The organism is Gordonia sp. 11cp, from assembly GCF_057767225.1.
On the sequence record NZ_CM173437.1, the window covers coordinates 265,955 to 288,352 of the forward strand.

At 67.4% G+C, this 22,398-nt stretch carries 26 protein-coding genes and 1 pseudogene; 12 read left to right on the top strand and 15 right to left on the bottom strand.

Features of this window, described 5'->3' with window-relative positions; all coding sequences use genetic code 11:
- The first annotated feature begins 82 nt into the window (after positions 1 to 82).
- On the top strand, positions 83 to 580 hold the full coding sequence (locus AC3B6C_RS00955) for a phosphoribosyltransferase (RefSeq protein ID WP_014927852.1): 498 nt from the start codon (positions 83 to 85) through the stop codon (positions 578 to 580).
- Positions 577 to 888, top strand: a pseudogene (locus tag AC3B6C_RS00960) (GNAT family N-acetyltransferase); the annotation flags it as partial. The gene AC3B6C_RS00955 and the pseudogene AC3B6C_RS00960, both read left to right, overlap by 4 nt.
- A 78-nt stretch (positions 889 to 966) precedes the next feature.
- On the opposite strand, the gene AC3B6C_RS00965 reads toward AC3B6C_RS00960, so the two are convergent.
- The 13 genes from AC3B6C_RS00965 to rpsJ all read right to left on the bottom strand — a co-directional run bounded on the left by AC3B6C_RS00965 (position 967) and on the right by rpsJ (position 8,845).
- Positions 967 to 2,070, bottom strand: a complete 1,104-nt coding sequence (locus AC3B6C_RS00965) for a hypothetical protein (RefSeq protein ID WP_488374606.1) — start codon at positions 2,068 to 2,070, stop codon at positions 967 to 969.
- Positions 2,067 to 3,335 carry a sensor histidine kinase gene (locus AC3B6C_RS00970; RefSeq protein ID WP_488374607.1) on the bottom strand — a complete coding sequence of 423 codons (1,269 nt, stop codon included), beginning with the start codon at positions 3,333 to 3,335 and terminating at the stop codon, positions 2,067 to 2,069. The genes AC3B6C_RS00965 and AC3B6C_RS00970 overlap by 4 nt, the downstream gene beginning before the upstream one ends.
- Positions 3,336 to 3,545: 210 nt before the next feature.
- Entirely contained in the window at positions 3,546 to 3,836 is a 291-nt protein-coding gene (rpsQ, locus tag AC3B6C_RS00975; protein ID WP_004020546.1) for a 30S ribosomal protein S17, read from the bottom strand.
- Positions 3,833 to 4,066, bottom strand: a complete 234-nt coding sequence (rpmC, locus tag AC3B6C_RS00980) for a 50S ribosomal protein L29 (RefSeq protein WP_004020547.1) — start codon at positions 4,064 to 4,066, stop codon at positions 3,833 to 3,835. The genes rpsQ and rpmC overlap by 4 nt, the downstream gene beginning before the upstream one ends.
- Positions 4,066 to 4,482 carry a 50S ribosomal protein L16 gene (gene rplP, locus AC3B6C_RS00985; RefSeq protein WP_004020548.1) on the bottom strand — a complete coding sequence of 139 codons (417 nt, stop codon included), beginning with the start codon at positions 4,480 to 4,482 and terminating at the stop codon, positions 4,066 to 4,068. The genes rpmC and rplP overlap by 1 nt, the downstream gene beginning before the upstream one ends.
- 3 nt (positions 4,483 to 4,485) lie before the next feature.
- The gene (rpsC, locus tag AC3B6C_RS00990) at positions 4,486 to 5,292 is read right to left on the bottom strand and encodes a 30S ribosomal protein S3 (RefSeq protein WP_004020549.1); all 807 of its coding nucleotides are present in this window, start codon (positions 5,290 to 5,292) and stop codon (positions 4,486 to 4,488) included.
- 3 nt (positions 5,293 to 5,295) lie between these two features.
- Positions 5,296 to 5,706, bottom strand: coding sequence for a 50S ribosomal protein L22 (gene rplV, locus AC3B6C_RS00995; RefSeq protein WP_004020550.1), 411 nt, complete (start codon positions 5,704 to 5,706; stop codon positions 5,296 to 5,298).
- Entirely contained in the window at positions 5,706 to 5,987 is a 282-nt protein-coding gene (gene rpsS / locus AC3B6C_RS01000; protein WP_004020551.1) for a 30S ribosomal protein S19, read from the bottom strand. The genes rplV and rpsS overlap by 1 nt, the downstream gene beginning before the upstream one ends.
- Before the next feature lie 17 nt (positions 5,988 to 6,004).
- Positions 6,005 to 6,841: a 50S ribosomal protein L2 gene (gene rplB / locus AC3B6C_RS01005; protein ID WP_010842267.1), complete on the bottom strand. Its 837-nt coding sequence runs from the start codon at positions 6,839 to 6,841 to the stop codon at positions 6,005 to 6,007.
- A 29-nt stretch (positions 6,842 to 6,870) separates the two neighbouring features.
- Positions 6,871 to 7,176, bottom strand: coding sequence for a 50S ribosomal protein L23 (rplW, locus tag AC3B6C_RS01010; protein ID WP_010842268.1), 306 nt, complete (start codon positions 7,174 to 7,176; stop codon positions 6,871 to 6,873).
- A 1-nt stretch (position 7,177) separates the two neighbouring features.
- Entirely contained in the window at positions 7,178 to 7,867 is a 690-nt protein-coding gene (rplD, locus tag AC3B6C_RS01015; protein WP_010842269.1) for a 50S ribosomal protein L4, read from the bottom strand.
- Positions 7,864 to 8,520 carry a 50S ribosomal protein L3 gene (gene rplC / locus AC3B6C_RS01020; protein ID WP_014927856.1) on the bottom strand — a complete coding sequence of 219 codons (657 nt, stop codon included), beginning with the start codon at positions 8,518 to 8,520 and terminating at the stop codon, positions 7,864 to 7,866. The genes rplD and rplC overlap by 4 nt, the downstream gene beginning before the upstream one ends.
- A 19-nt stretch (positions 8,521 to 8,539) precedes the next feature.
- Positions 8,540 to 8,845 (bottom strand): 30S ribosomal protein S10, encoded by a 306-nt coding sequence (gene rpsJ / locus AC3B6C_RS01025; protein ID WP_003938093.1) that lies wholly within the window; start codon positions 8,843 to 8,845, stop codon positions 8,540 to 8,542.
- Between the two features lie 404 nt (positions 8,846 to 9,249).
- On the opposite strand from rpsJ, the gene AC3B6C_RS01030 reads away from it, so the two are divergent.
- The 10 genes from AC3B6C_RS01030 to AC3B6C_RS01075 all read left to right on the top strand — a co-directional run bounded on the left by AC3B6C_RS01030 (position 9,250) and on the right by AC3B6C_RS01075 (position 21,285).
- Entirely contained in the window at positions 9,250 to 9,726 is a 477-nt protein-coding gene (locus AC3B6C_RS01030; RefSeq protein ID WP_488374608.1) for a hotdog fold domain-containing protein, read from the top strand.
- A gap of 121 nt (positions 9,727 to 9,847) precedes the next feature.
- Positions 9,848 to 11,647 (top strand): N-acetylglutaminylglutamine amidotransferase, encoded by a 1,800-nt coding sequence (locus tag AC3B6C_RS01035; RefSeq protein WP_488374609.1) that lies wholly within the window; start codon positions 9,848 to 9,850, stop codon positions 11,645 to 11,647.
- Positions 11,644 to 13,557, top strand: a complete 1,914-nt coding sequence (locus AC3B6C_RS01040) for a S9 family peptidase (protein ID WP_488374610.1) — start codon at positions 11,644 to 11,646, stop codon at positions 13,555 to 13,557. Before AC3B6C_RS01035 ends, AC3B6C_RS01040 begins: the two co-directional genes overlap by 4 nt.
- Positions 13,558 to 13,565: 8 nt before the next feature.
- Positions 13,566 to 14,258 (top strand): GntR family transcriptional regulator, encoded by a 693-nt coding sequence (locus AC3B6C_RS01045; protein ID WP_010842274.1) that lies wholly within the window; start codon positions 13,566 to 13,568, stop codon positions 14,256 to 14,258.
- A 132-nt stretch (positions 14,259 to 14,390) separates the two neighbouring features.
- Positions 14,391 to 16,040, top strand: coding sequence for an NCS1 family nucleobase:cation symporter-1 (locus tag AC3B6C_RS01050; protein ID WP_488374611.1), 1,650 nt, complete (start codon positions 14,391 to 14,393; stop codon positions 16,038 to 16,040).
- Positions 16,041 to 16,184: 144 nt separating this feature from the next.
- Positions 16,185 to 17,195 carry an alpha/beta hydrolase gene (locus AC3B6C_RS01055; RefSeq protein ID WP_488374612.1) on the top strand — a complete coding sequence of 337 codons (1,011 nt, stop codon included), beginning with the start codon at positions 16,185 to 16,187 and terminating at the stop codon, positions 17,193 to 17,195.
- The gene (locus tag AC3B6C_RS01060) at positions 17,192 to 18,052 is read left to right on the top strand and encodes an SDR family NAD(P)-dependent oxidoreductase (RefSeq protein ID WP_488374613.1); all 861 of its coding nucleotides are present in this window, start codon (positions 17,192 to 17,194) and stop codon (positions 18,050 to 18,052) included. Before AC3B6C_RS01055 ends, AC3B6C_RS01060 begins: the two co-directional genes overlap by 4 nt.
- A 42-nt stretch (positions 18,053 to 18,094) precedes the next feature.
- Positions 18,095 to 19,018 carry a hypothetical protein gene (locus AC3B6C_RS01065; RefSeq protein WP_014927862.1) on the top strand — a complete coding sequence of 308 codons (924 nt, stop codon included), beginning with the start codon at positions 18,095 to 18,097 and terminating at the stop codon, positions 19,016 to 19,018.
- Between the two features lie 10 nt (positions 19,019 to 19,028).
- On the top strand, positions 19,029 to 20,522 hold the full coding sequence (locus AC3B6C_RS01070) for a flavin-containing monooxygenase (RefSeq protein WP_488376197.1): 1,494 nt from the start codon (positions 19,029 to 19,031) through the stop codon (positions 20,520 to 20,522).
- Between the two features lie 4 nt (positions 20,523 to 20,526).
- Positions 20,527 to 21,285, top strand: a complete 759-nt coding sequence (locus AC3B6C_RS01075; RefSeq protein ID WP_488374614.1) for a MerR family transcriptional regulator — start codon at positions 20,527 to 20,529, stop codon at positions 21,283 to 21,285.
- 16 nt (positions 21,286 to 21,301) lie between these two features.
- Here AC3B6C_RS01075 and AC3B6C_RS01080 read toward each other — a convergent pair whose 3' ends face one another.
- Together AC3B6C_RS01080 and AC3B6C_RS01085 are read right to left on the bottom strand one after the other, a co-directional pair.
- Positions 21,302 to 21,958 (bottom strand): hypothetical protein, encoded by a 657-nt coding sequence (locus AC3B6C_RS01080; RefSeq protein WP_488374615.1) that lies wholly within the window; start codon positions 21,956 to 21,958, stop codon positions 21,302 to 21,304.
- A complete protein-coding gene (locus AC3B6C_RS01085; protein WP_488374616.1) occupies positions 21,945 to 22,376 on the bottom strand; it encodes a PPOX class F420-dependent oxidoreductase in 432 nt (143 codons plus the stop codon). The genes AC3B6C_RS01080 and AC3B6C_RS01085 overlap by 14 nt, the downstream gene beginning before the upstream one ends.
- Positions 22,377 to 22,398: the final 22 nt, after the last annotated feature.

Below are 22,398 nucleotides of genomic sequence, written 5' to 3' on the forward strand. Positions count from 1 at the left end.
TCGCTCGACCGACGAGCCGCACGACTGCGCCGACATGGACTTCGGTCACGCGTCGTCGCGCACCCTCTGGAAGAGTGTTCTCATGACCACCACATCTCCCGAGCGCGAGATCCTGACGTGGGAGCTCAACGGCGTGGCGTGCCGTGAGCTCGCCCAGCAGGTCGCCGACGACGCGTTCGCCCCGGACATCATCCTCGGCATCGCCCGGGGCGGCCTGATCCCGGCCGGCGCCCTCGCCTACGCCCTGGACTGCAAGCTGATGATCTCTCTGAACGTCGAGTTCTACACCGGCGTCGGCGAGACACTGTCCGAACCCGTGATGTTGCCGTCGCTTCTCGAGTCGAGCGGCCTCACCGACCAGCGTGTTCTCGTCGTCGACGACGTGGCCGACACCGGCAAGACCCTCAAACTGGTCAACGACTTCTGTCAGGAGCAGGGCCGGGTCGCCGAGGTCCGCAACGCCGTGCTCTACAAGAAGCCGCACACCATCACGGTCCCCGACTACACCTGGCGTACCACCGACAAGTGGATCAACTTCCCCTGGTCGGTGCAGGGCCCGATCGTGACGGTGCAGCGATGACCGCGGACAAGACCGGCGCGGAGACCACGGTGCGCGACAATCCCGCGGAGAACCGGTACGACATCCTGGTCCAGGCGCCCGGCGGCGAGACGTTGGCCGGCTTCGCCGAGTACCGCGACCGTGTCTCCGGCACTCAGGACGCCCCGTTGACCGCGCGGGTGTTCTTCCACACCGAGGTCGACCCCGACTTCGGCGGACGCGGCCTCGCGACGATCCTGGTGACCGAGGCCCTCGACGACGCCCGCGCACGCGACCTCACGATCGTGGGTGTGTGCCCGCTGGTCGCCGCATTCCTCAAGAAACATCCGGAGTACGCCGACGCCACCGCACCGGTGACTCCCGCCGTCCTGGAATGGCTGCGTACCGGCAACGCCTGACCCGCGGCGTCACCTGCCCGAGGCCGGCGTCTCCCGCGCCGTATCGGCGGAGACGATCATGCGGTGGTCGAACTCGATCCGGTCGGTGCGATGGTCGGCGTCCACGCCGACCGAGGCGAGCACGTCGCGCCCCGGCGGCTGGATGCGGATCGTCACCCGCCCGTCGTCGACCTCGTCCAGCAGTTCGGCGACGGCGACGGCGAGCCGTTCGCGCGCCGTCGCCGCATTCGCTTCGTCGAGCGCCGCGAGCCCACCGTCGTCGAGAAGGACCACGCGAACCCCGCGCTGTCGTGCGCGCCACGCCGCATCCCGGACCACCGGGAGGTCGAGCCCGGAGGCACGGATGCCGTCGCGTAACTGCGCCTCGAGCAGGCGGGCCATGACGACCTCGTCCGCGGTGAAGGACTCACGGTTGGCGATACGGGTGAGGACGGGACGCGCCCGTTCGTCGAGGGCGGCGAGTCGGCGGTCCCGCACCTCGGTGGCCGCCGCCGCGGCGGCGTCGAGTGCCACCTGACGTTCGTTGGCCTCCCGGAGTTCGTAGATCTGCCTGGCCATGGGGCGCAGCATGACGGAGAACAGCGAACCCATGATCATGATCGCGTAGCCGGGCAGGGTGATGGACAGTCCCCAGAGCGCCCCCGCCGTCGAGACCGCGCCCCACACGGCCGCGATGACCGAGATGCAGGCGCTGGCGAGCCACGCGGCCAGGGGACGGCCGCGCACCGCGACGAAGGCCAGGATGATCACCGACGCGCCCATCGGCGGCCCGGTCTGCATCACGTGCGATGGCGGAAACGGCAGCGAGAACAGCGTGGCAGCCACCGCCGCGACGGCCAGCCCGGCGACGGCGATGGTCGTCGACGTGGGCAGCGGATCGCCCGGGGAGTCGAGAATCGACACCCCCGCGACGACGAACAACACGAAACCGGCGAACAGTCCGATCCACTGCCACCACCCGGAGACGGTCGAGTCGGCGTACAGCGTCACGGCGAAGTAGCCGCAGGCGAGGACCCCCATCATCAGCCACAGGGGCCGGGAGCCGATCCCGAAGGCGTTCACGACCTCGCCGCGCTGAGCGCTGTCGACGCCCCTGGCGCAGTCGCGTCTCACGGCCGCTCCCACAGGATCTGCACCGTGGTCCCCCGGCCGGCGCGGCTCTGCACCCGCGCATGGCCGCCCGGTAGTCGTGCGAGACGGCCACGGATGCTGACGGCGATGCCGAGCCGGCCGGCCGCCACCGCGTCGGGGTCGAACCCGACACCGTTGTCGACGACCGCCATGCTCAGCGAGTCGGGTCCGAGCTGCACGATGACGGCGCATTCGGCATCGTCCCCGGCGTGCCCGGCGACGTTCCGCAGCGCCTCCGACATCGCCTCGACGACCGCGTCGAGCACCTCGACCGGATAGGAGGCCGCCGCCTCGGGCCACCGCTCGTCCCCGTCCCCGTCCGCGTCGCCGTCCACGACCTCGACGTCGAACCGTTCCGAGACGTCTGCGGCCGCCGACCGTATGCGTCGGATCACCTCGACCTCGCTCGCGGCAACCGGATCATCCGGCCCCGGGACACGCGCGAGTTCTTCGAGAGCCGACGCGGCCTGCGCCGCCAGCCGATCATCGGGACGGCCGGGCCGGACGGCGAGCAGTGACGCGATGACCCGGTCATGGACGATGGCGTCGAATCGCTCCTTCTCCACCTCGCGGGCCGAGGCGGCGGCGACGTTGGCCGCGGTGCGGTAGGTCTCTTCGCGTGTCTCGTCGAGTTCGCGCCCGGTCCGGGTGGCCACCAGCACCACCGCGAGGAAGACGCCGGTGAACATCAGCGACCACAGGATCTCCACCGGCGCGTCGGAGGTCACCTCGCCGAACCGGCCGAGCTGCTGCGAGAGATGCGCGAGGGTCGAGGACGCGACGAGACCGAGCACGGCCAGACGCGGGTGCACGAGCATCAGGACCATGCTCGGCATGCCGCAGAAGGCGACCATCCACTGGGCCGTGCCACCCGGATCCGCCAGCGTCGAGCCGTTCCATGCGACGAACCACAACCCGAGCCCGAGGATGTAACCGACCCACGACGTCAGCGCCAGCGGCGTGAGCCATGCCGTGCCCGGCCGAAAGGTCGCCGCGATCAACAGGATTCCGGGTCCGACCGACAGCAGGATGCTCAACGGTGGCCACCAGGCGTCGGTGAGCGGCGCCGAGGCGAGAATCGCCGCCACGGAGACCACCGGGTAACCGATGAAACCCAGACCCAGGAACCGTGCCCCCACCCGGCGAACGCGATCCAGGTCCGGCTCCGCCGAGTCGGATTCGAATGCGCGCCGGACCCAGGCGGGTCGTGCGCGGGATTCGGCTGTCGCGAGATCGGTGGTGGGCATCGCATCTCACCCTCACACCGTTCGGCTCAGCCGGTCAATCCCCCGTTGAGACCACCCTTCGTGACGCTCCTCCGCAGGCTCCGGAGCTCCTCAGGGATCACTGGCCGACCTCCGCAGGCTCCGGAGCTCCTCAGGGATCGGCCCAGACGACAACCGGCCCGCTCCCCAGGGGGAACGGGCCGGTGTCGGTAGATCTCGTTGGGAGAAGGCCTACTTGGCCTTCTCCAGCACCTCGACGAGACGCCAGTGCTTGGTCGCCGACAGCGGGCGGGTCTCCATGATCCGCACACGGTCGCCGACGCCGGCATCGCCGTTCTCGTCGTGGGCCTTGACCTTGCTCGTGGTCCGGATGATCTTGCCGTAGAGCTTGTGGCTCTTACGATCTTCCAGCTCGACCACGATGGTCTTCTGCATCTTGTCGCTGACCACGTAGCCGATGCGCTCCTTGCGGCGTGCGCGCTCCTCGGTCTGGGTTTCGGTCACCTTCTGGTCCTCACTCATGCGTCATCACCATCCGGTCCGGACGCCAGGCCCAGCTCCCGCTCACGCATCACGGTGTAGATACGCGCGATCTCGCGACGCACGGTCCGCAGGCGACGGTTGTTGTCGAGCTGGCCGGTGGCCATCTGGAACCGAAGGTTGAACAGTTCTTCCTTCGACTCTTTCAGGCGATCGACCAGATCAGCGTCGTTGAGCTCACGAAGCTCGTTCGCAGCAACTCCGAGTGCCATCAGAACTGCTCCTCTCTGGTCACGATCCTGGTCTTGATGGGGAGCTTGTGCTGCGCGCGACGCAGGGCCTCGCGAGCGATCTCCTCATTCGGGTAGGTCATCTCGAACAGCACGCGACCCGGCTTGACCGGGGCGACCCACCACTCGGGCGAACCCTTACCCGAACCCATGCGGGTTTCGGCCGGCTTCTTGGTCAGCGGGCGGTCCGGGAAGATGTTGATCCAGACCTTGCCGCCACGCTTGATGTGCCGGTTGATCGCGATACGAGCGGACTCGATCTGACGGTTGGTGATGTACGCGCCTTCCAGAGCCTGGATGCCGTAATCGCCGAACGTCACCTTGGTGCCGCCCTTGGCCTGCCCCTTGAGGCTGGGGTGGTGCTGCTTGCGGTGCTTGACCCGACGGGGGATCAACATGGCCTAGCCCTCCTGCTTCTCAGCCGCACCAGCGGTGGCCTCGGCGGGAGCGGCCTCGGCCGCGCGAGCGGCGTCGGTGCTCGTCGCAGTGGTGCCCGAGGCACCGCTACGCCGGGGCCGGCTGGGCCGGCGCGGACGGCGATCCTCGGCCGCCGGAGCGGCCGCGGCCAGCTCACGACGTCCACCGACGATGTCGCCCTTGTAGATCCACACCTTCACGCCGATCCGGCCGAAGGTGGTCTTGGCTTCGTAGAGTCCGTAGTCGATGTCGGCGCGCAGCGTGTGCAGCGGCACGCGACCCTCGCGGTAGAACTCACTGCGGCTCATCTCTGCGCCGCCCAGACGACCCGAGCACTGGACCCGGATGCCCTTCACGTTCGGCTGACGCATCGCCGACTGGATCGCCTTGCGCATCGCGCGGCGGAACGCCACACGGTTGCTCAGCTGCTCGGCGACGCCCTGGGCCACCAGCTGGGCCTCGGACTCGGCGTTCTTGACCTCGAGGATGTTCAGCTGGACCTGCTTGCCGGTCAGCTTCTCCAGGTCGCCGCGGATGCGATCGGCCTCGGCGCCACGGCGTCCGATGACGATGCCCGGACGCGCGGTGTGGATGTCGACGCGAACCCGGTCACGGGTGCGCTCGATCTCCACCTTCGCGATGCCGGCCCGCTCGAGCCCCGTGGAGAGGAGCTTGCGGATGGCGACATCCTCTTTGACGTAGTCCGCGTACTGCTTGTCGGCGTACCACCGCGACTTCCAGTCGGTGGTGATGCCCAGACGGAAGCCGTGCGGGTTGATTTTCTGGCCCACTGTCTAGGCTCCCTTCTTCTTCGGCTGACGCGAACGGCCACGGCCGCCGGCTGCCTTCTCCGGCAAGCTCTCCACGACCACGGTGATGTGGCTGGTGCGCTTGCGGATACGGAACGCGCGACCCTGTGCGCGCGGCTGGAAGCGCTTGAGGGTCGGACCCTCATCGGCGAACGCGGTGGCGACGACCAGGGTCCGGCGATCCAGATCCAGGTTGTTCTCCGCGTTGGCGACGGCACTTGCCAGGACCTTGTACACGGGCTCGGACGCCGACTGCGGGGCGAACCGCAGGATGTCGAGGGCCTCGTCCACGTTCTTGCCGCGGACCAGGTCCAGGACACGACGAGCCTTCATCGGCGTGACGCGCACGAACTTGGCGGTCGCCTTTGCTGTCGGATTATCGGTCTGCGTAGTCATTACCGGCGCTTCGCTTTCCGGTCATCCTTGATGTGACCCTTGAAGGTACGGGTGGGGGCGAACTCGCCCAGCTTGTGCCCGACCATCGAATCCGAGATGAACACCGGCACGTGCTTGCGTCCGTCGTGGACGGCAAAGGTGTGACCGATGAAGTCGGGAATGATGGTCGAACGACGGGACCAGGTCTTGATGACCTGCTTGGTGCCCTTCTCGTTCTGGACATCCACCTTCTTCAGGAGGTGGTCGTCGACGAACGGGCCCTTCTTGAGGCTGCGTGGCATTCTCTTACCTCCTCCTGTTATCGCTTGTTCTTGCCGGTACGACGGCGACGGACGATCAGCTTGTCGCTGGCCTTGTTCTTGCGGGTGCGGCCCTCGGGCTTACCCCACGGGCTGACCGGGTGGCGACCACCGGAGGTCTTGCCCTCACCACCACCGTGCGGGTGGTCGACGGGGTTCATCACGACACCGCGGACGGTCGGGCGCTTGCCCTTCCAGCGCATACGGCCGGCCTTGCCCCAGTTGATGTTGCTCTGCTCGGCGTTGCCCACCTCGCCGACGGTGGCGCGGCAGCGCACGTCGACGCGACGGATCTCGCCGGAGGGCATACGCAGGGTGGCGTAGCTGCCTTCCTTGCCCAGCAGCTGGATCGACGAACCCGCACTGCGGGCCATCTTCGCGCCGCCGCCCGGGCGCAGCTCCACTGCGTGGACCTGGGTACCGGTCGGGATGTTGCGCAGCGGCAGGTTGTTGCCGGGCTTGATGTCGGCGGTCGAGCCGCTCTCGACGACGTCGCCCTGCTTCAGGCCCTTGGGCGCGATGATGTAGCGCTTCTCGCCGTCGACGTAGTGCAGCAACGCGATCCGCGCGGTGCGGTTCGGGTCGTACTCGATGTGAGCGACCTTGGCGTTGATGCCGTCCTTGTCGTTACGACGGAAGTCGATCAGACGGTAGGCACGCTTGTGGCCGCCACCCTTGTGACGAGTGGTGATGCGGCCGTGAGCGTTTCGGCCACCACGCCCGTGCAGCGGACGCACCAGCGACTTCTCCGGGTGGTCACGGGTGACCTCGGCGAAGTCGGAGCCGCTGGCCCCACGACGACCCGGGGTCGTCGGCTTGTACTTACGAATAGCCATGAGTCTCTAGTCCTTCTCGAAGGCCCCGGTCAGCTGACCGAGCCCCCGAAGATCTCGATGGGCTTGCTGTCTGCGGTCAGCGACACGATGGCGCGCTTGGTGGACTTGCGCTGGCCGTAGCCGGAGCGGGTCCGCTTGCGCTTGCCCTGTCGGTTCGCGGTGTTGACGCTGGCAACACTGACGCCGAAGATCTTCTCGATCGCGATCTTGATCTCGGTCTTGTTGGACTCCGGGTGCACCAGGAAGGTGTACACGTTGTCCTCCATGAGCCCGTAGGACTTCTCCGAGATCACGGGCGCCAGGATGATGTCGCGCGGGTCGGCAATGGTCGACATGTCAGGCCTCCTCTGCTGTCTTCTCGACGGCAGCCTTGGCATCCGCCGTGTTCTGCTCGATGAAGGCATTGAGCGTCTCGACGCTGAACACCACCTCGTCCGAGTCGAGGACGTCGTAGGTGTTGAGCTGATCCGGCGCGATCGGCAGCACGTTCTGCAGGTTCGCCACGCTCAGCCACGCCGTCAGGTCCTCGCGGCCGAGGACGACCAGGAACTTGCGACGATCGGAGAGGCTCTCCAGGAACTGGCGCGCCGACTTGGTCGAGGGCTGCTGCCCCGAGACCAGTTCGGTGATCACGTGGATGCGCTCGTTGCGAGCGCGGTCGCTCAGCGCACCGCGCAGGGCGGCCGCCTTCATCTTCTTCGGTGTGCGCTGGCTGTAGTCGCGCGGCTGCGGGCCGTGGACGGTGCCACCACCGGTGAACTGCGGCGCGCGGTTCGAGCCCTGACGCGCACGGCCGGTGCCCTTCTGGCGGTACGGCTTGGCGCCACCGCCGCGGACCTCGCCGCGGGTCTTGGTGGAGTGCGTGCCCTGGCGTGCCGCGGCCTGCTGGGCCACGACGACCTGGTGCATCAGCGCGATGTTGGCCGGGGCGTCGAAGAGTGCGGCGGGCAGGTCAACGGTTCCGTTGGTCTTGCCGTCGGCAGTCTTGACGTCCAGCGTCAGCTTCGTAGCGGTCTCGGTGCTCACTTGGCACCACCCTTCACTGCGTCGCGAACCATCACGATGCCGCCCTTGCGACCCGGGATCGCTCCCTTGATCAGCAGGAGACCGGCCTCGGCGTCCACCTTGTGGACGGTGAGGTTCTGCGTGGTCACCTTGTCGTTACCCATGCGGCCTGCCATGCGCATGCCCTTGAACACACGACCCGGGGTGGCGCAGCCACCGATCGAGCCCGGTGCGCGGTGCACGCGGTGGGCACCGTGGCTGGCGCCCAGACCGGCGAAGCCGTGGCGCTTCATGACGCCGGCGAAACCCTTGCCCTTCGAGGTGCCGGTGACATCGACCAGCGCGCCGTCGGCGAAGATCTCGGCGGTCAGTTCCTGACCGACCTCGAACTCGCTGATGTCGTTGACGCGGATCTCGGCCAGGTGGCGGCGCGGGGTGACCCCGGCCTTGCTGTACTGGCCGGCGACCGGCTTGGTCACCTTGCGGGGATCGATCGCGCCGTAGGCGAGCTGGACGGCGGTGTAGCCGTCACGATCCGCGCTGCGGAGCTGGGTGATCACGTTCGGGCCGGCCTGGATGACAGTGACCGGGACGACGCGGTTGTTCTCGTCGAAGACCTGGGTCATGCCGAGCTTGGTGCCCAGGATTCCCTTGGTCGAACTCTGATTGCTCATGATTTATCTCGCCCCCGTCCTACTGGATGTTGACGTCGACGCTGGCCGGGAGGTCGATGCGCATCAGCGCGTCGACCGTCTTCGGTGTCGGGTCGAGGATGTCGATGAGTCGCTTGTGGGTACGCATCTCGAAATGTTCGCGGCTGTCCTTGTACTTGTGCGGCGAACGGATGACGCAGTACACGTTCTTCTCGGTGGGCAATGGCACCGGGCCGACGACGCGTGCCCCGGTACGGGTCACGGTCTCCACGATCTTGCGCGCCGAAGCGTCGATCGCCTCGTGGTCGTAGGCCTTGAGCCTGATGCGGATCTTTTGTCCCGCCACGCTGTGTCCTCTTCCGTCAGTTGTTCTCGACAGACAAACACCGCGTGATCCGGACCGAGCTCTCGCCGGCTGAGCACATGACCACCGTGTGAGATACGGCAATCGACGCTGTTCATCTGTCGTTGTACGTTGGCTCGTACCTGTACGAGCCTGGTTGCTCCGGCACCCGCGGTCGGGCGTGTCGGGACCGTGAACCGATATCGGCGCACGCGTTACACGCCCAGTCCCCGTAGACCGGGCCTGGGAGTCATTCACCTGTCCGCGACCGCTGGGCTGGCACACGGCACAACCTGCGTCCGCCGGTCAAGGCAACCCGAACAGTATGCATCAGGTCGGGAGCACGATCAAATCCACGCCGGACGCCGACACCGGGGAATGAACTGACTCATGAGTAAGATACCGGCATGAGTTCGACGAACCCCACCTTCGCCCTGCGCAAGAGGCTGCCGGCCAATCCTCTCGGGAACGTTCTGTTCTCCCTCGGGATGGTCGCGAAGGTCCCCTACTTCGGCACCGTCCTACCGCTCGTCCAGGAGATGGAGCCCGGCTACTGCAAGGTCACCGCGCCCAACTGGTTCGGTGTCCACAACCACATCGGCACCTTCCACGCGATCGCCGCCTGCAATCTCGCCGAGGCCGCGATGGGGATGCTGATGGAGGCCACCACACCGACGTCCCATCGCTGGATACCCAAGGCGATGCAGACGAGCTACCTGACCAAGGCGACGACGCGCTTGATCGCCGAGGCGCGGCTCGCCGAGCCCGTCGACTTCGATGCCATCACCGCCGGCACCGACGTCACCGTGTCGGTGAGCATCGTCGACACCAGGGGCGTGGAGGTCGTGCACTGCGACATCACCACGTGGGTGACCCCGAAGTAGCGGCCCCCGCCCGGGGTGCCGTCGGGCCTCCGGCCTCCTAGGGTGGGAGGATGCCTCCGCCCGGTGCGCCAGAGCACCAGTGGCATCGGAGTGCGGCAGCGACGAGGAGGACCAGCGACCCATGTGCGGAATCTGCGGTGAGATCCGGTTCGACGGCACGGCCCCGGATGTCTCGGCTGTCGATGCCATGACCTGCGAGATGAGCCGCCGAGGCCCCGACGGCTCCGGCGTCTTCTCGAAAGGTCCTGTCGCGCTGGGTCATCGGCGCCTGAAGATCATCGACCTGACCGAGAAGGGCAGTCAGCCGATGATCGACCCGACGCTCGGCCTCGCCCTGGTGTTCAACGGCTGCATCTACAACCACCACGAACTGCGCGCCGAACTGGAGGGCAAGGGTTACACCTTCTTCTCCCACGCCGACAGCGAGGTCATCCTCAAGGCGTTCCACGCCTGGGGTCCCGATTGCGTCGACCACTTCATGGGCATGTTCGCCTTCGCGATCGTCGACACCGACACCGGCGTGGTCACTCTCGGCCGCGACCGGCTCGGCATCAAGCCGCTCTACCTCGCCGACACCCCCGGGCGCCTCCGGTTCGCCTCGTCGGTGCAGGCGCTGCTGCGCGCCGGTGACGTCGACACCTCGATCGATCGCGTGGCGCTGCACCACTACTTCAGCTTCCACGCCGTCGTGCCGGCGCCCCACACGATCTACAACGGCATCCGAAAGCTCCCGCCGGCGACGGTTCTGACGATCCGGCCCGACGGCCGGCGTACCGAACGCCGCTACTGGGAACCGGCATTCGAGCCGCACCCCGACCGCCGGGACTGGGACGAGAAGCGGTGGCAGCACGAGCTGCTCGACTCGCTGCGGACCTCGGTGCGCAGGCGCATGGTCGCCGACGTACCCGTCGGGGTGCTGTTGTCCGGCGGCGTCGACTCCTCACTCGTCGTCGCCCTCCTCGCCGAGCAGGGCCAGACCGACCTCGCCACCTTCAGCATCGGATTCGACTCCGCGGCCGGAGAATCGGGAGATGAGTACGCCTATTCCGATCTCATCGCAGACACCTTCGGCACCGACCACCACAAGATCCACATCGGGACCGACCGGTTGTTGCCCGCGATCCCGGACACGGTCGCGGCCATGGGTGAACCGATGGTCAGCCACGACTGCGTCGCGTTCTATCTCCTCTCGCAGGAGGTCAGCAAGTCCATCAAGGTCGTCCAGTCCGGGCAGGGCGCCGACGAGATCCTCGGCGGGTACAGCTGGTATCCCCCACTGCTCGACGTGACCCGCGAGAAGACGACGCGCGCCTATGCCGACGTCTTCTTCGACCGCGACGACGTCGACATCCGCGGCATCCTCGCCGACGACTATCTCCCCGAGGCCGGTTACGACCCCAGCTTCGAGTTCGCCTCGGCCCATCAGTCCGCACCGGGCGCCGCGACCGCCGTCGACGCGGCGCTTCGCCTCGACACCACCGTCATGCTCGTCGACGACCCGGTGAAGCGCGTCGACACGATGACGATGGCGTGGGGACTCGAAGCCCGCGTCCCGTTCCTCGATCACGAGTTCGTCGAACTGGCCGCCACCTGTCCCCCCGATCTCAAGCTCGCGCACGGCGGCAAGGGCGTTCTCAAGGAGGCGAGCCGAGCGCTGCTGCCGTCGGCCGTCATCGACCGCACGAAGGGTTACTTCCCGGTGCCGGGGATCCGCCACCTCACCGGCGGTGTCCTCGACCTCGTCTCGGACACGCTGCGATCCAAGGCCGCCCGTGACCGCGGGCTGTACCGGCCGGCGGCGCTCGATCGACTCTTCGCCGACCCCAACGGGATTCGCACCAGGCTCGACGGCAACGAGCTGTGGCAGGTCGCGCTCCTCGAGATGTGGTTGCAGACCATGGAAGCGAACGCACGACGGTGACCTCGCTGCGTTTCGACGACCGCGGATGGAAGACCTACGGCGCCTCGCTCTCGCCTGACGGGAGCGCGTTCGCCTACATCGTCGACGAAGGGACGGGGTATCCACGGGCCGCGCAGCGCTCGCTCTCCCGGGACGGTGTCGGCGAGTTGCGGTGGGTCAAGCTGCGGTCCACCGGGCCCGTCCGGAAGGTGGTGCACTCGACCGACGGTCGCTGGCTGGCCGTGGAGATCGCCCCCAGCGGCGGCGAGCACCACCAGGTCTGGGTCGTCACGACAGATCCCGACGACGACACCGCCCACCGCATCGCGGCGACGCGGCCCGACGGCCGCTCGTTCGGCACCGTGGGTCTCGTCGGATGGGACACCGATTGGGTTCTCATCACGGCCATCGACACCGACGGCACCTCCCACGCCCTACGCGTCCATCCGGGAACCGCGACGACACTCACCCTGGATCAGCGCGTCGGCAGTGTGCTCATCGACTCGTGGAAGGGCGCCACCCTAGTCCGGGTCGGTCCGCGCGGTTACCACGACATGTTGCTGCTGCGCCGTCAGCCCGACTCGGGCGACGACGAGATCTCGATGACCCCTCTCCTACCGCAGGATCCAGGCGCGGTCACCGATCAGGGTTACGTCCTCGATCAGGGTTTCGACCACTCCTCACTGGTCTTCGTGCACGCCCCGAACGAACCGACACGCGACCTCGACAGCGTCCAGGCGCTGGTGCGCAGCGACTTCGACGCCAAGTTCCCACGACTCCTCGGTGTCGAGGTCAGCAAGTTCGGGGTGCGGTTCCGGGTGATGGCCCAGCGCGTCGACATCGGACTCGACGAGTTCGCGGTCAGCCACGACCAGTCGACCGTCGCGCTGCTGTGGAATGTCCAGGGGCGCAGCGAGCTGCAGATCATGACCCTGCCCGATCAGACCCTGCACCCACCCATCGACCTGCCCGGCGAGGTGGCCTCCGACCTCTCCATCAGTGCGGCGGGTTCGGTGGTGACCGTGACGGTGTCGAGTCCCCAACATTCCCCCCTGGTCCACCTCGTCGATGTCGCCAACCGGGCCGTGTATCCCGTCCGCGACGACGTCATCACGGGTGAGGGACCCTCGTGCCTGCTCCGGCCCGATCTCCTCGAGTTCTCCGCGCGCGACGGTATGCCGCTGTCCGGCTTCCTGTTCCGCGCGCGAGACAAGACGGGTTCGGTGACGCCGGGTCCCACCCTCCTGTACTTCCACGGCGGCCCCGAGGGGCAGTCGCGACCGGATTACCAGTTCCTGTTCGGCCCGCTCGTCGACGCCGGGATCACGGTCTTCGCCGCGAACGTCCGCGGGTCGTCGGGATACGGCCGGCTGTTCGCCCATGCCGACGACCGATACGGGCGGTACGCCGGGATCAACGACGCCGCGGACTGCGCGGAGTTCCTGTGCCGGCAGGGAATCGCCGACCCCGATGCGGTGTACTGCTCGGGTCGTTCCTACGGCGGCTATCTCACGCTGGCATGCCTCACGTTCCACCCCGAGCTGTTCGCCGCCGGGATCGCGATCTGCGGCATGAGCGACCTCGAATCGTTCTTCCGCAACACCGAACCGTGGATCGCGGTCGCGGCCTACACCAAGTACGGGCATCCCGAGTCCGACCGGGAACTTCTCGCCGACCTCTCGCCGATCCACCGGATCGACGCGGTCCGCGCGCCACTGCTCGTCGTCCACGGGGCGCACGACACCAACGTCCCGGTGAGCGAGTCGCAGCAGATCGTCGCCGAACTCCAGGCACGCGGGGCGGTGGCCGAGATGCTGATGTTCGACGACGAAGGTCACGAGATCGTCAAGCGACACAATCAGCATCGGCTCACCGAGGCGGTGGCCGACTGGATCGCCCGCCACCCGTCCCGCCCCGGATCGTCGCGATGAACCGGCGCATGACCGACCGGTTGCTGGATCAGCTCGCCGAGACGCGCACCGGCAACGCACGTGCGAACGTGCTGGAGGAGCTGCGTCGGCTGATCCTGTCCGGCGGCGCGCCGCCTGGTACCCAGCTCCCACCCGGCGAGATCGCCGACGCTTTCGACGTCAGCCCGATCCCGGTCCGCGAGGCGCTGAAAACCCTTGTCGGCGAGGGCCTCGTGGTCCACCGGCAGGGGGTCGGATATCGCGTGAGTCAACTGTCCACCGAGGAGCTGCGCGAGATCTACTTCGTCCGTGGCACCCTGGAACAGGCCGCGCTCGCCCGATCGGTCGGCCTCATCGACGAGTCGTCGTTGCAGACCGCCCGCGCCCGTCACGCGGAATTGCTGGCCGCGGTGAAGTTCAACGACGGCAAGGCGTTTCACGACATCTCCCGGGAGTTCCACCGCGCGCTGACCGCGCCGTGCGCGATGCCACGCCTGCTCAACATGTTCGAGGCGACCTGGAACCTCACCGAACCGTTCCAGGTGATGAGATCGGTGACAGCCGATACCCAGAACGCACTCAACACCGACCACGCCGACCTGCTCGCGGCGTTCGCCGACCGTGACACCGCGTCGGTCCTCGACGTCGCCCGTCGTCATCACCAGCGCCTCGAGAGCGCCGTCATCGAGACCGCCGCACTCCTCGACGTCCGCCACGACTGACACCCGGGTCATCCCCGGCGGAATATATCTGCCCGTTCATCGTGGGGTAACAAAGCGTTCCTACATTCTTCCCATCAGCGCCGCCAGCACGACATCCGACCCCCACCGCTGATCGGAAGACCAGGAGCACCCATGTCCACACCGCCCACCGGGAACCCCGGGCCGTCGCCTGCGGCCCCGTCGGTTGCGTCCCACTCCGGCGCCGCCGGCGAGAGCGTCATCAAGTCCACGTATGACGACCGGCTCACCAACACCGATCTCGCGCCACTGAAAGAACAGAAGTGGACGTGGTACAACATCTTCGCCTTCTGGATGTCCGACGTGCACAGCGTCGGTGGATACGTGTTCGCGGGCAGCCTCTTCGCCCTGGGCATCGCGGCGTGGCAGGTCCTCGTCGCACTCCTGGTGGGCATCATCGCCGTCAACCTCCTGTGCAACCTGGTCGCCAAGCCCTCGCAGCTGGCCGGCGTCCCCTACCCCGTGACCACCCGGGTGTCCTTCGGCGTCAAGGGCGCGAACATCCCGGCGATCATCCGCGGCGTGATCGCGGTCGTCTGGTACGGCATCCAGACCTACTTGGCGTCGGTCGCCTTCGGCCTGCTGGCGCTGAAGTTCTGGCCGGGCCTCGAACCCTGGGGCGACGTCGAGCAGCACGGCTTCCTGGGCCTGTCCGCGCTGGGCTGGGCCGGCTTCATCCTCATGTGGGTCCTGCAGGCCCTCGTCTTCTGGAACGGCATGGAGACGATCCGCAAGTTCATCGACTTCTGCGGTCCCGCAGTGTATGTCGTGATGATCGCGCTGGCGGCCTACCTCGTCGTCGAGGCCGGGTGGGACAACGTGAGCCTCGACCTGTCGGTCGGCGACGGGCTCTCCGGCTGGTCGTCGATCACGATGATGATCAGCGCGTTCGCGCTCGTGGTCTCGTACTTCTCCGGACCGATGCTCAACTTCGGCGACTTCTCGCGCTACGGCCGCACCTTCGGCGAGGTCAAGAAGGGCAACTTCTGGGGACTCCCGGTCAATTTCCTCTTCTTCTCACTCCTGGTGGTGTGCACGGTGTCTGCCGCGGTCACCGTGATCGGTACCGACGAGGACGGCAACATCATCACCGATCCGGTCCACATCGTCGATCGCATCGACAACACCACCGCGGCGGTGCTCGGCGTGCTCACCTTCGCCATCGCCACGATCGGCATCAACATCGTCGCGAACTTCGTCTCGCCTGCCTTCGACTTCTCGAATGTGGCGCCCACCAAGATCAGCTGGCGGACCGGCGGCATGATCGCCGCGGTCGGCTCGGTGCTGATCACCCCGTGGAATCTCTTCAACAATCCCACCGCCATCCACTACACGATGGACACCCTCGGCGCGGTCATCGGTCCGCTGTTCGGCATCCTGATCGCCGACTTCTACCTCATCAAGAAGCAACGGATCGAGGTCGACGATCTGTTCACTATGGAGCCCGAGGGCACCTACTGGTACCGCAACGGCTGGAACCCGGTTGCCGTGGGCGCCACCATCATCGCGTCGGTGCTCCCCATCAGCGTCGTCATCTTCGGCACGGTGTACCAGGCCAGCTTCACCTGGTTCATGGGCGCCGCTGCGGGCATGGTCCTCTACTGGCTCGGGATGAAATTCGTGCCGGCGCACCTGATCTACGGACGCGCGGCGATCGCGCGGATGACCGGCGACATCGAGGTGACCGACACGCAGGCCGCCCCCGACGCCCCGGTGGCCGCGGAGTCCGCGTCCGCCGTTCCGGAGGGCAGCGCACGCAGCTGACGCACAGGTGAACGACCGGGCCGCGCGAGGACATCGCGCGGCCCGGTCTTTTGTCGGTGTCCGTGTGATGTCGACCGGGCACCACCTCGTCACCGCAGCAACCATGCCATTGACAAATGGCACAGTTGCTGATGGTGTGAGTTGATGCACACCACGTCGACGCCCACCCCGTTGCCGAGCGAGGCCTCCACGCGGGCAACGCTCACCGCCCACGCGACGAGGTGGGGTCTGGGCACGTTCACCGGGGTGATCCCGCTGAACCCACTGGGTATCCGCCTCTCGCGTGGACTCATCGCCGCGATCATGCGCACGCTCGGGCGTACCCCGTCCGGGACGACCGTGCTGAACGTCGAGGAGAACGGGATCTCCGGGGAATGGGTCCTTGGTCCGGGAGTCCGACGCGGGCGAGCCGCGATCTACTACATCCACGGCAGCGCGTTCACGATCTGTTCGGCACGCACGCACCGCTCTCTCGCCGCGCGGCTGTCGCTGGCCACCGATCTGCCGGTGTTCGTCGTCGACTACCGACTGGCACCCGAGCACCGCTTTCCCGCGGCCGCCGACGACGTCGCCGACGGATTCGACTGGCTGCTCCGACAGGGCTTCGCACCCGGGGACATCGTCGTCGCCGGCGACTCCGCGGGTGGACACCTGGCCTGTGATCTGACCCTCCGGCGGGCGGTCGCCGACGTCGAGCAACCCTCGGCGGTCATCCTGTTCTCTCCGCTCATCGACCTCACCTTCGGCCTGGCGCGCGATCAGGAGCGTATCCGGCGGGACCCGGCGATCACCGCGGCGGCAGCGGCGCGCCTGGTGGGCCTCTACGCCCGTGACGCGGCCGCCGACGACCCACGACTCTCGCTCGACTTCACACCGGCGCGACACCTTCCGCCGTTTCTCGTCCAGACCGGTGGTGCCGAGATGCTCAGCGCCGACGCGCGCCACCTGCACGACGAACTCCGCGCGCACGGCGGTGACAGCCGGCTGGAGATCTGGCCGGGCATGATGCACGTCTTCCAGGCCCTCCCTCGCCTGGGCCCCGAGGCCGACGCCGCGCTGCGGCGGGTCGGCGAGTTCCTGACCGACCGAGCGGCGGACCGGCACGCACCGGCGCCGGCCACCTCGGCTGTGCGCATCGTGTCGGACGCGTCATGATCACCGCAGTCGACGGCATCCGGCACCGATTCGTCCGGAACCCGTTGTCGCAGAACGCCAGAGCTGTCGTGACCGGCGCCGGGAGCGGCATCGGTCGCGCGTTCGCACTCGAACTCGGCCGGCGCGGAGGCGAGGTCATCTGCGCCGACATCGACGAGAGAAGCGCCGACGAGACCGCGTCCCTCGTCACCAGCCGGACCGGCCGCGTGGCCCACGCCTTCGGCTGCGACGTCGCGGACCGGAATGCGATGGCCTCACTGGTGGCGTTCACCCGTGACACCTTCGACGGTCCGCCGACACTCGTCATCAACAACGCGGGGGTCGGCATCGGCGGCCGCCCGGTCGGCGACATCGGGTTCGACGACTGGGACTGGGCTCTCGGGATCAACCTCTGGGGCGTCGTGTACGGATGCGAACTCTTCGCACCCCTGCTGCGCGCGGCAGGCCGCGGCGGGATCATCAACGTCGCGTCGGCGGCGGGTTTCGCCGCAGCGCCCGTGATGGCGCCCTACAACGTGTCGAAGGCAGGCGTGGTCTCGTTGAGCGAGACGCTCGCGGCGGAACTGGCACACTCCGGCGTCGGTGTGACGGTGTTGTGCCCGACCTTCGTGAAGACCAACGTGGCGCGGGACGGCCGGATCACCTCTGACGCACAGGATCTCGCAGGGGCGCTGATGCGCTGGACCGGGGTGTCGGCGGCCGGGGTGGCCGCGTCGACACTCGATGCCCACGATCTCGGCCGACTGTACGTCCTGCCTCAGCTGGATGCCCGGGTCATCTGGCATCTCAAACGACACTTCCCCGCGTCCTACGTCCGCGGGCTCGGACTCCTCAACCGTCTCCTGCCGTCGTCCTGACGCGTCAGACCTCAGCCGAACGACCACTCGAAAGGACTTGTCATGGCCATCGACCTCGACAACATGCTGCAGAAGATCAAGGACCGTCAATGGGCTCTGGCCGACATCGACTGGGATGCACCGGGGGCCGAACTCATCGAACCGGACCTGCACGCCAAGCTCAAACCCTTCATGAGTGACCTCATGTGGATCGAGAACGTCGGTGCGCGGGGCTTCGCGGCGATGGCGAAGAAGGCGCCGACCCCGACACTCAAGAGCATCTACGAGCATTTCCACGCCGAGGAGCAGAAACACGCCAATGCCGAACTGGCACTGATGCGGCGGTGGGGGATGCTGGACGGTGACGAGATCCCGTCGCCGAATGTGAACGTGCAGTTGGTGATCAACTGGCTCGACCGGCACTCCGACGACATGTCCCTGTCCTTCCTGGGAACCGTGATCCCGATGCTCGAGGTCGCGCTCGACGGTGCCCTCATCAAGTTCATCACCGACGAGGTCAAGGACCCGGTGGCCCAGGAGGTGTTCAAGCGGATCAACTCTGACGAATCCCGCCACCTGGCAGTCGACTTCGAGGTCATGGAGATCCTCGGGCATGCGGGGCTGCGCAAGCGGACGATCGACTTCGTCGGCGGATGGGTGAAGCCGACGTTCCTGATCGGCGCACTCAGCTACGTACCGCTGCTGAACAAGATGCGCGACAACATCGTCGCGATGGGGGTCGACGAGGAACGGCTCTACAGCGCGATGAAGCGCTATCGGGCAGTGGGCGATCGAAGTGAATACGTGCGGCGTCTGCCCATGTTCCAGGTGGTCGCGTACCACGGCGCGGCGGTGATCAACCGGCGAAATGTGCCCTACCACCTGTTCGCCGACTCGATGGTGAAGCTGACCGACCGCATCCCGTTCGGCCTGGTCCACCGAACACCGACGTGGTCGCAGGAACTGACCTATGAGCCGACGGCCTGAGGGGATGGCGATGCACACCTCGGTGGCCGTCATCGGCGCCGGTTTCGCCGGCATCGGCGCGGGAATCCGCCTCCGGGATCGCGGGATCGACGACTTCGCGATCTTCGAACGCGACGACCGGGTCGGCGGTACCTGGCGCGACAACACCTACCCGGGGGCCGCGTGCGACATCCCGTCGCGCCTGTACTCCTACAGCTTCGCCCCCAATCCGGAGTGGTCACACACCTACTCGCGGAGTGCCGAGATCCTCGACTACATCCGCTCGATGGTCGACGACTCCGGGATCGGCCGCCACATCCGGTTCGGCCACACGGTGTCGGGGCTGGAGTACTCCGCCGAGGAAGGTCTGTGGACCGTCACCTTCGCCGAGGGACGCGAGCCGGTACGGGCACGCGCCGTCGTCCTCGCCTCCGGGCCGCTCGCGAACGTCTCGTTCCCCGACATCCCCGGCATCGAGGACTACGCGGGCCACAAGATCCACAGCGCGCGTTGGGATCACGACTATGACTTCACCGGGAAGAAGGTCGCTGTCGTGGGCACCGGGGCCAGCGCGGTGCAGATCGTTCCGGAGCTGGTGGACCGGGCCGCCTCGGTGAAGGTCTTCCAGCGCACGCCGGGCTGGGTCCTGCCCCGTGCCGACGCCCGGACCCGCGAGGCCACCAAACGGCTCTATCGCTCGATACCGGGCACCCAGCGTCTCGCGCGTTCGCTCTGGTTCTGGGGTCACGAGACGGTGGCACTGGGCGTCGTCTGGAACACGCCCCTGACCCGCGTCGTCGAGGCGGTGAGCAAACTGCACCTGCGGTCCCAGGTCGACGACCCGTGGCTGCGCAGGCAACTCACTCCGGACTTCGCCGCGGGATGCAAGCGACTGCTCATGACCAGCGACTACTACCCGGCCCTACAGCGACCCAACTGCAAGTTGGTCACCTGGCCGATCGCCCGGTTCGCCGAACGCGGCATCCGCACCGTGGAAGGTGTTGAGCATCAGTTCGATTGCATCGTGTTCGCGACCGGGTTCGACGTTTCCAAGACCGGGACGCCGATCCCGATCACCGGTCTCGACGGGCGGGAGCTGGCATCGGAGTGGGAGCGAGGCGCGTTCGCCTACCGCAGCGTCGCCGTGTCCGGCTACCCCAACCTGTTCTTCACGTTCGGTCCCAACTCCGGTCCCGGCCACAGCTCGGCACTGGTCTACATGGAGGCACAGATCGACTACATCACCGGGGCCGTCGCCCAACTGCTCGACAACGGGTGGAAGGCGCTCGACGTCCGCGCCGAGGCGCAGGACCGATACAACCGGGACATCCAGCGCCGGCTGACCTCGACGACGTGGAATTCGGGCTGCCAGAGCTGGTACCTGACGGAGGACGGGTTCAACGCGACGATGTACCCGGGGTTCGCCTCGCAGTATGTCGGCCAGCTGCGCCGCGTCGAGTTGCGCGACTACCGGATCCTCGTCCACGAGGGGGCTCGGACTCCGGCCGCCGCAGCGTTACAGTGAGGGGATGACAGAGTACCGGATCGACGACCTGGCGCGCGTGTCCGGCACCACGACCCGGAACATCCGTGGCTACCAGGAACGGGGGCTGCTCCCCCAGCCGCTCCGCCGCGGACGCGTCGCCATCTACACCGAGAAGCACCTTCGCAATCTGCGGGCCATCAACAAGCTGCTCGGCAGCGGGTTCACGCTCAAACACATCGCCACGTTCATGACCAATCCGGGTGCTCGCATCGGGGATGCGTTGGAACTCAACGAGATCCTTGACGAGCACTGGTCGAGTACGTCGCGTCCGGAGATCACCCGCGCCGAGCTCGACGATCGGTTCGGCCTGCTGGACGACGCGGAGGTCGCCGCGCTGGTGAGCGCCGGGGTGATCGCCGAGACCGCGCGCGACGGGGTGTACGAGGCCGTCGATCAGCGCATCATCGGGAACCTGGCCAGGCTCGTACGACGGGGCATGCAGATCTCCACCCTCGCCGACGTCCACGAACGGTTCACCGGCAAGATCAACGAGGCGGCCGAGATCCTGCTCGCGGCCGCTCACGACGAGGTCGACCGGCGCAAGGGCCCGGGCTGGCTGCCCGAGAACGACGACGACGTGGCCTGGGCGGTGAACCTGCTGGGCGTGATGCGGCGCGTCGGGACCGAGAACGCGCACGCCGCCCTCGACCGCGCTCTCGACACGGCACTGGACCGGGAGCTCTCTGCCCACCAGAGCGCCGTCGACGAACGTGCGGACGCCGACGCGCCGCAGCCGGACTGAACCCGGGCTGACGCACTCAGCGGGAGACGTTGTGCCGCTTCGGGAGTACGACGAGCGACGCGAGGAAGAAGCAGATCGCACCGACGAACGTGCCGGCCGTGGCCGCCACGGCGTCGGCGGTGACGCCGCCCTTGGTCACGAACGCCCCGACTGCCGACACCCCGAAGGCCACGCACCCGATCCAGTTGATCAGCACCGACCACCAGTCGCGGTCGCGGACATCCCATCGACGCCCCGTGGCGCGGGAGTACCCGACGAAGGCGACCGCACCGCTGATGAGGAAGGCGACCGAACCGCCGGCGTCGGGGGTCCAGACGAGGTGCCGGTCTCCCCAGATCGTGTGTGCGAGGAGTGCTCCCGTGGTCGACACGTTGAAGAGAATAGTGCCGACCGACTGCGTTGCCGCGCTCAGCCATTCGGCACGGATCACCGACCCCGGCGCCGAGGACTGCAGCTCGGCCACGGTTCCGCTGCGAACCAGCTGGATGAACCCGGCCCCGGTGAAGAACCACGCGCCGACGAAGTAACAGCCGTTGGCGAACCCGGCACCCACCACGTGCGCCAGCCCGGGAGCCGAGCCCAGCGCGAACAGCGCCGACCCGATCATGAACCCCCAGCACTGTTTGGACAGCGTCGGCGTCAGGAACGCGGGCGAGCGCTCACGCGGTGACATCGAGGCTCGCGATGACCTTGCTCGGCTCGATCCAGATGCCCAGCTCGCCGGGCACGCCGTTGCGCGCCCCGAACTCCTCGGCCCGCTCGGCGCCCATGTACCGGGCCCCGCACAGCGACGCGATGCGACGCACTTCGTCCAGGTCCTCGGTGATACGCGCCAGGCCCTGCACCTGCACGAAGCCGTAGGGCGGCTCGGGCAGGTCGATCGACATCACGACCCGTGGATCACGAAGCAGCGCGCGGCCTTTGGCGGTGGTGGCACCGGTGTTGAAGGCGATCCGGTCACCGTCGAGCACGAACCACACCGGAACGACGAGCGGTCGTCCGTCGGCGGCGGTGTATCCGAGGTGCCCGGTCTTGGTGCCGTCGGTGAGAAAAGCGCGGACGGCGGGATCGGACAGCGTGGGGGCAGACATGTTCTCAGCGTAGATAAGGATG